The sequence below is a fragment of the Mycobacterium sp. 29Ha genome (assembly GCF_032883055.1).
Classification (GTDB): Bacteria; Actinomycetota; Actinomycetes; order Mycobacteriales; family Mycobacteriaceae; genus Mycobacterium; species Mycobacterium gallinarum.
Genome location: NZ_JAMQTI010000009.1, coordinates 239,993 through 247,910, shown reverse-complemented (window position 1 = coordinate 247,910; position 7,918 = coordinate 239,993). Strand labels below are relative to the sequence as shown.

Annotated in this window: 7 protein-coding genes; 3 read left to right on the top strand and 4 right to left on the bottom strand. The window is 66.6% G+C overall.

What is annotated here, in order from left to right; genetic code table 11:
• Positions 1 to 46: 46 nt before the first annotated feature.
• Positions 47 to 1,153, bottom strand: coding sequence for a glycosyltransferase (locus M1248_RS14510; RefSeq protein ID WP_317148783.1), 1,107 nt, complete (start codon positions 1,151 to 1,153; stop codon positions 47 to 49).
• A gap of 94 nt (positions 1,154 to 1,247) precedes the next feature.
• Positions 1,248 to 2,159 (bottom strand): dienelactone hydrolase family protein, encoded by a 912-nt coding sequence (locus tag M1248_RS14505; RefSeq protein ID WP_317148782.1) that lies wholly within the window; start codon positions 2,157 to 2,159, stop codon positions 1,248 to 1,250.
• An 18-nt stretch (positions 2,160 to 2,177) separates the two neighbouring features.
• On the opposite strand from M1248_RS14505, the gene M1248_RS14500 reads away from it, so the two are divergent.
• From M1248_RS14500 to M1248_RS14490, 3 genes are all read left to right on the top strand, one after another.
• On the top strand, positions 2,178 to 3,101 hold the full coding sequence (locus M1248_RS14500) for an SDR family oxidoreductase (RefSeq protein ID WP_317148781.1): 924 nt from the start codon (positions 2,178 to 2,180) through the stop codon (positions 3,099 to 3,101).
• Positions 3,102 to 3,189: 88 nt separating this feature from the next.
• On the top strand, positions 3,190 to 4,980 hold the full coding sequence (locus tag M1248_RS14495; protein ID WP_317148780.1) for an N-acyl-D-amino-acid deacylase family protein: 1,791 nt from the start codon (positions 3,190 to 3,192) through the stop codon (positions 4,978 to 4,980).
• Positions 4,970 to 5,413 carry a nuclear transport factor 2 family protein gene (locus M1248_RS14490; RefSeq protein ID WP_163728336.1) on the top strand — a complete coding sequence of 148 codons (444 nt, stop codon included), beginning with the start codon at positions 4,970 to 4,972 and terminating at the stop codon, positions 5,411 to 5,413. The genes M1248_RS14495 and M1248_RS14490 overlap by 11 nt, the downstream gene beginning before the upstream one ends.
• Positions 5,414 to 5,417: 4 nt before the next feature.
• Here the strand turns inward: M1248_RS14490 and M1248_RS14485 are convergent, their stop codons facing one another.
• Positions 5,418 to 6,524: an amidohydrolase family protein gene (locus M1248_RS14485; RefSeq protein ID WP_317148779.1), complete on the bottom strand. Its 1,107-nt coding sequence runs from the start codon at positions 6,522 to 6,524 to the stop codon at positions 5,418 to 5,420.
• Between the two features lie 6 nt (positions 6,525 to 6,530).
• Complete coding sequence (locus M1248_RS14480; protein WP_317148778.1) at positions 6,531 to 7,892, bottom strand: glutamine synthetase family protein; 1,362 nt, start codon at positions 7,890 to 7,892, stop codon at positions 6,531 to 6,533.
• Positions 7,893 to 7,918 lie beyond the last annotated feature (26 nt).

Sequence of the window (7,918 nt, the reverse complement as noted above, 5' to 3'; positions counted from 1 at the left end):
CAGCGAGTCGTCACACTTTCTCAACCAACCTGCCTGGGCAGTACACCTAACCCGCGCCCAGCGCGTTCAGCATTCCAGTGGCAGCTCGCGGCCAGGTGAACTGTTCTGCGCGGCGTCGGGCATCGTTGCGCCGCAACCGCTCTGGACGGCTGATGATCGACGTGACCGCTCGTGCGATGGCAGCCGGGTCGTTGTCTGCTGCGGCACCACTTTCGGCGGTGAGAAGTTCCGCGAGCGCCGACGTCCGCGAAACCACCGCCGGTGTACCGCAGGCCAAGGCCTCCAACGCGGCAAGGCCGAACGTTTCGTGCGGACCCGGTGCGATCGCGACGTCGGCGGTCGCGAGGATGGTGGCCACGGTGTCGCGGCACCCGATGTAGCCGGTGAAGTCGACGGGCAGGCGGGCGGCCTGGCGTTCGAGCCTGGCGCGCATCGGGCCTTCGCCGACGACCACGAGGCGGGCGTCCACACCCGAGTGCCGCAGGGAGGCAACGGTATCAATGCTGCGGTGAGCATGCTTCTCCACCGAGAGACGGCCGCAATGCACCAGCAACGTCTGCTCCGGGCGGGCCCACCGTCGCCGGACCGAGCTGGATCGTCGGCTGGGATGGAATTGGTCGAGGTCCACGCCGAGCGGCACCGTCACCACGTTCGTGGCGTCGATCCTGTCGAATTCCGCACGCGCGAACGCCGTGGTGCACACGACCGCGTCATAGCTTTCGGCGGTGCGGCGGTTGGCGGCGTCGGCGATCGAGCGGGCGGCACGCGCCGGGAGTACTTGCCCGACAAGGCGATCGAGCCGTTCATGGGAGATCATCACCGTGGCGACGTCGCGCTGCCTGCCCCATTCACCGAGCGAGCGCAGGGTGAGGCGGTCGGACACCTCGAGTGCATCCGGCGCCAGCTGCGCCAGCAGTTCGGTGACGGGCCCGGGCAGCACGGCACGATATCCACCGGTGAACGGGATGAGCCGAGCCGGCAGCGAGATTCGGACGACTCCCGACGGCAGCTCGTGCCATTCGAGGGTTCGGCCCGGCACCACCAGGAAGACGTCATGTCCGCGGGCGCAGTACTCCGCTCCGAGACGATCCACTGCTGTGCGCAGGCCCCCCGAACGCGGGCCGTAGAAATTCGCGACCTGTGCTACCCGCATGAGCTGAATTTGACCCGGACGCATGTGCGGTCAACAACGCGACATCAACGCCCAGCTGAATTGCGCGCGAATTCGGACTCCCTGACGAAAGTCGTCAGGCGACGTGTGCGGTGAACCAGTCCTGCACCCGGCGCCAGGCATCCTCGGCGGCGGTGGCGTTGTACCGGTCGCCGGTGTCGTTGAAGAACGCATGGTTGGCGTCGGGTTCGGTGACCAGTTCGAATACCAGGCCGGCCTTCTCCAGCGCCGCCCGCGCGACCGGCTCGGTGGCGTTGACGCGCTGGTCCTGGGCGGCGTAGATACCCAGCACTGCAACATCTTTGGAGCCGGCGAAATCCGGGTTGTCGGGCGTCGGACCGTAGAACGGCACGGCGGCGGCCAGCCGCGGCTCACCGGAGGCCAGCAGTCGCCAGACGAAACCGCCACCCATACAGAAGCCGACCGCGGCGACCTTCTTGCCCGGCACCCGGCGCTGGAGTTCGTCGATTCCCGACTTCAGATCCGCCAGCGCCTCCTCGGGCGGCAGCTTGCCCAAGGCCGCCGTGGCTTCGGCGGGATCGGCGAACCTACCCGTGCCGCCCTGCGCGGACAGCAGGTCGATCGCCAGCGCAGAGTAGCCGATGCCGGCGAACCGCCCGGCCACCGAGCGGATGTAGTCGTTGAGTCCCTTGTTCTCGTGGATGACGAGGACTCCCCCGCGCGGTTCGGCTGCGGGCGCCCAGGCCGCCTGCAGTTCCCCACGGGGGCCGGCCCAGGTGATCGGCGCAGACGGGACGGTGTTCTCCGATCCTGGCGGCGGTGTCCTGACGGTGGCCGGCTCGTTCGACGTCACGGGCGCGTTCGACGTCGGCTGCTTGTTCTCGCCGCACGCCGCGATCAACGCGGTCGCCGCCGCGGCGCCCACGCCGAGCAGTGCCAGCCTGCGTAGGGCCTCGCGTCTGGACAGCAACCCGTCTACGTGATCGGTGGCGATTTCTTCCGCGATATACCGCTGTAACGGGGTCACTTTCGCAAGTATGCACTCATGGACTGGACTCCGGATGCGGATGCACTGCGCGGCCGGGTAGCCGTGGTGGCCGGAGCGACGCGCGGCGCGGGGCGAGGCATCGCCGCGTCGCTCGGTGAAGCCGGGGCGACGGTGATCTGCACGGGCCGCAGCAGCGTGGCCGGCAACGCCGAATCCGACTATGACCGCCCAGAAACCATCGAGGAAACCGCCGAACTCGTCTCTGGCCTGGGCGGCACCGGGATCGCAGTGCAGGTCGACCATCTCGATGTGGACGCGGTGACGCGTCTCGCGGACCATGTGCGCCGCGACTACGGCGCGATCGACATCCTCGTCAACGACATCTGGGGCGCGGAGATCCTCAAGGGCGGTCCACCCCTGTGGAACCGGCCGATCTGGGAGCACGACCTCGCCGACGGTCTACGCATCCTACGGCTGGGTATCGACACCCACCTCATCACGTCGCACTGCCTGCTGCCGCTGCTGGTGTGCCGTCCCGGCGGATTGCTCGTCGAAGTGACCGACGGGACAAAGAGTTTCAACGACGACAACTATCGGTTGTCGGTGTTCTACGATCTGGCCAAGGTCGCCGTCAACCGGCTGGCCTATAGCCAGGGCCACGAGCTGGCGGGCTTCGGCGCCACCGCGGTGGCCGTCACGCCTGGCTGGCTGCGGTCGGAGATGATGCTCGACAACTGGGGCGTCACCGAGGAGAACTGGCATATCGCACTGGACCCGCTGCGCTCCGACGGCCCCGTCGCTCCCCCGGCCTTCGCCGTGTCGGAGACACCCAGGTACGTCGGGCGCGGGGTTGCCGCGATCGCCGCCGACGCGCGCCGGTCACGTTTCAACCAGCAATCCGTCACGTCGGCCGACCTCGCGCGTGAGTACGGTTTCACCGACCTGGACGGCCGCCAGCCGGACGGTTGGGCCCCCGGATAATTGCAGGTCAGGCCTGAAAGTAGACAACTATCGAAATCTGTTCACGGATTTCGTTGACACCTGCGGGTCCGCACTGTTCTATGACGTGGTGAGTTTTGACACGATCATCAAAAACGGCCGCTGGTTCGACGGCTCCGGCGCGCCATCGGCCGTGCGCAACATCGGCATCCGCAACGGTCACGTCGCGGCGATCAGCACCGCCGACCTCGACGAGACGGATTGCCGACGAGTTATCGATGCGACTGGCCAGTGGGTGCTGCCCGGCATGCTCGACATTCACACCCACTACGACGTGGAGGTTCTGGTCGGCCCAGCTTTGACCGAGTCGCTGCGACACGGCGTGACCACGGTGATGCTCGGATCCTGCTCACTGTCCACCGTGCACGTCGACGGCGTGGACGCCGGAGACATCTTCGGCCGCGTCGAGGCGATCCCGCGCGAACACGTGATCGGCGCCGTCGACACCCACAAGACCTGGACGAACTGCGAGGAGTACATCGCGGCGCTGGAGGCGCGCCCGCTCGGACCCAATGTGGCCGCGTTCATCGGTCACTCCGATATGCGCGCCGCGACGATGGGGCTGGACCGCGCCACCCAGAAGCGGCAACGGCCGACCAGACGCGAACAAGCCCAGATGGAGCAGTGGCTCGACGAGGCGTTACGCGCCGGCTTCGTCGGAATGTCCTCTCAGCAACTGCTTTTCGACAAGCTCGACGGCGAGGTCTGCCGGTCCCGCACGCTGCCGTCAACGTACGCCAGGCCGCGGGAACTGCGTCGCCTCAAGTCGAAACTGCGCCGGACCGGTCGGGTGCTGCAGTCCGGACCCGACATCGAGAACCCGCTGAACCTGGGTTCGCAGGTCTTCCAGTCGCTGGGCATCTTCCGCAATCCGCTGAAGACCAGCCTGTTGTCGGCGGCCGACGTGAAGTCGAACCCGTACGCGATCAAGCTGCTCGGCCCGCTGGCGCGGTTGGTCAACCGGCTCGGCGGCAACTTCCGCTGGCAGCATCTGCCGGTGCCTTTCGAGGTGTACGCCGACGGCATCGATCTGGTGGTCTTCGAGGAGTTCGGCGCGGGCGCGGCGGCGCTGCACCTTCGCGACGAGGTCGAACGCAACGAGCTGCTGCGCGACGAGGCGTACCGCCGAGAGTTCCGCAAGCAGTACGAGAGCAAGTTCGGGATGCGGGTGTGGCAGCGCGACTTCTTCGACGCCGAGATCGTCGCGTGCCCCGACGAGTCGGTGGTCGGCAAGTCGTTCGGCCAAGTGGGCCTCGATCGCGGCGGTCTGCACCCCGTCGACGCGTTCCTCGACCTGGTGCTCGAGCACGGGACGGCGCTGCGCTGGCGCACGACGATCTCCAATCACCGGCCCGAGGTGCTCAAGAAGCTGGCGCGGGATCCCGGCATCCAAATGGGTTTCTCCGATGCGGGTGCGCATCTGCGCAATATGGCCTTCTACAACATGAATCTGCGCCTCCTGCGTCACGTCCACGAAGCGCAGCAGGCCGGTAGTCCCTTCATGACGGTGGAGCAGGCGGTGCACCGCCTGACGGGCGAACTCGCCGACTGGTACCGCATCGACGCCGGCCATCTGCACATGGGCGACCGCGCCGACATCGTCGTGATCGACCCGGAGCGGTTGGACGAATCGCTGCAGGCCTACGCCGAGTCACCGGTCGAGCAGTACGGCGGCCTGTCCCGGATGGTCAACCGCAATGACGACACCGTACGCGCGGTCTTCGTCGCCGGCCGCGCCGTGTTCCTCGATGGCGAGCCGACGGACGTCGTAGGCGCGCAGCGCACCGGACGATTTCTGCGGGCCGCGCACAAGGCGCCGGCCCAGGCGATTCAAGAATCGGAGTTGTCAAGTGTCAGTTGAGGATACGGTGCTGGGCATGTGGAAGGCCCTGTCGGCGCGCGACTGGGAGCTCTTGACGACCTTCCTTTCTGACGACTGCATCTACTGCGATATGCCCCTAGGGCCGGCGCTTTCCACTCGAGGACCCGAGAACATCATCGCGAAGCTCAAGGTCGGACTCGAGCCGTTGGCATCGTATGAGAATCATGACGGCGTTCTGGTCAGCAATGGCGACGACGTCCTGTACGAGCACTCCGAAACCTGGAAGTGGGTCAGCGGAGAGACCGCGCTGCTGAGGTTTGTCACCGTGCACAAGGTCCACGACGGCAAAATCACGGTGTGGAAGGACTACTGGGACATGGGCGGGCTGACCAACACCGCGCCCGCGACCTGGCTCGAGGATGTGACGGCGGCATACACCGTGCCGATGTTCGATGCGACCGGTCTGATCTGACGAGTCAGCCGAGCGCGTAGACGCGCTCGGCATTACCCCGGGCCATCAGGTCCACGACGCGCACAGCGTCGGACTCGCTCCATTCGCCGGTGTCGACGAAACCCTGGAACACATCGCGGATTCCATTGCGCCACAACCGTGCTCCGAGATAGTGCAACTCGGCCGCGCCGAAGCCGTCCGATGAATAGAGAATCTTGCGGAACGGTGCCATTTCCACCAGTCTGCCGATGAACGCCGGCGACCGTGCGCCCAGATAGTTGATGGCCAGCCCGCCGTCGAGGTAGACGTTGTTGAACGCCTGCGCCAGATAGCCGGCCTCGCGTTCGTAGGGGTAGCAGTGCAACAGCATGATCGGCACGTCTTCGCTGTGCCGCAGGAAATCCAAAAGGTACAACGGGTTGGTGGTGTGCAGGTCGCAGTCCCGATCGCCGAAGCCGACATGGAATTGGATCGGCTTTCCCAGTCGCAGCCCCTGATACAAGCCGAACCGCAACAGAACGCGGTCGGTCAGGCGCGCCTGCCCGCTGTCGCGCCACCGCTGGGCCGCCTTGGCGACTTCGGCGGCGGGAGGCTCCGAGAGGTCACCGGCGAACCCGCCGCGGTACGCCAGGATCGACTTTGTCGCCACCGCCGTGGCTGCTCGCTCGTGCAGGATCTCGGCGAACGCCGTCGCATAATCGCCGCCCGCGTGGACTGCCCGTTCGGCCACCGACTCCAGCCGGACGATCTCGTGCACCCGGCCCACCGACAAATCGGTCAGCTCTGCCAGATCGGCGACCCCGGCGGAGAAGCCGGTATCGACCAGCCAGTCGGACACCCTGGCCGATGACAGGAACAGTTGCGCGAGATCGGCTTCGGAGCGTTCGCGACGCGCCCGCCAGTACGAATCGGCGTCGGCGTGGCGCGGCAGCCCCAACAGTGGTGCGCAGTGGGCGCGAACCGCGAACCCGAGTTGGGTGTCGAAGGCGGAATCGAAGTCGGCCAGCGGTTCGGTGTTTGCCTCGTTGAGACTGTCCTCGAACCGGCGGCGGTCAACCGGCGCCAACCGGCAGCCATGCACGTGGTGGTCGATCAGCGACACGCCGTCGATGTGTTCGGCCAGTCGGGTCACACGCGCTCACACACTCCAGGCCAGACGGAACTTCTCGGCCAGCTCCTCGGGCGTCAGGTCGCCGTAATTCTGCTGCTCGTAACGTCGCACCGCGACCACGGCGTCCACCGGTTCGTCACCGAGAATCCCTCGTAGCAAGGCGGATTGGTCGAGCATGTCGATCGCCTCGGCCTGGTCGCGCGCCAGTAGTCGGATTTCTCCCTTGTCGCGTTCGGCGTCGGTCAACGAGTCGGGGTCGACGGTGACCTCAGGCGGCGCCGTGAGCTCTCGCTCGATGCCGTCGAACGCGAGACCGAGCATCGCGGCGGTCGCCAGGTAAGGATTGGCCGACGGGTCGATGATCTTGACCTCCACGTTGGCCCCCTGTGGGTTGCTCGGGCCGCCGATGAGGAAACGGACTGCTGCTTCGCGGTTCTCGGTTCCCCAGCAGACGTGCGCACCCGACCAGTGGCCGGGCTGCATACGCAATCCGGACAGCACTGAGCCGCACAGGATGCCCTGCGCTTCGGGCAGACCGGCAAGCAACCCAGCGACCGCGCTCTCGCCCTCCGGTGTCATCCCGGCAGCAGCTGAACCGCCGGAGAACAGCGGAACATCGTCTCGCTTCATCGAGAAGTGTTGATGGGAACCAGATCCGACGCTGCCCGCGAAGGGCACCGGCGAGAGACTGACCCGCAGCCCGTACTTCCGGGCGACCCGGCCGATGATGATGCGCGTCATCACCAGCGCGTCGGCCGCGGCCACCGGCGGCTGTGGGGACAAGGAGATCTCGAACTGATTCCTGCCGTACTCGGGGTGGAACTGTTCGATCGTGATGCCGGAGTTCGTCGCGGCGTTGGTGACGTCGCGGACGAAACCTTCGAACTCGAGCACACCGGCAAGCCCGTATTGCGCCCACAGGTGCGACGGAAGCTCGCTGCCGTCCGGTCCGACGAGGACGAACTCCATCTCGTGTCCGACCACCGTGTCGATGCCGGCCTCGGTGATACGGTCGGAAACCCTGCTCAGGGTGCCGCGGCTGCAATAGGGATCCGGTGAACCGTCCTGGTTGAAGAAAGCGCCCGGCGCCCAACACAACCCGTCTCCGAGGATGCGCAACGCGCCGAGGTCGATCCGGATGCGCTGGTCCCCCACCACCCCGATGGCGTCGCCGAACACGATTCCGGTCTGGTCGATGGCGAAAACGTGAAAGACAGGGCTCGCGCCGAGTCCGGGATCGGCGAACGCGCCCATCCGGCGCAGCGGAACGGTCTTGGCGTGGGTGAGGCCGGCCGGGTTCACGACGGTGCCGATCAACGTGGCGACACCGTCGGCCTCGAGTTGGGCGATGGCGGCTGCGGCGAGAGGTTTTGCGGCGCGCGACGTCATTACGCCATTGTGCGGGGTGCCGCGTC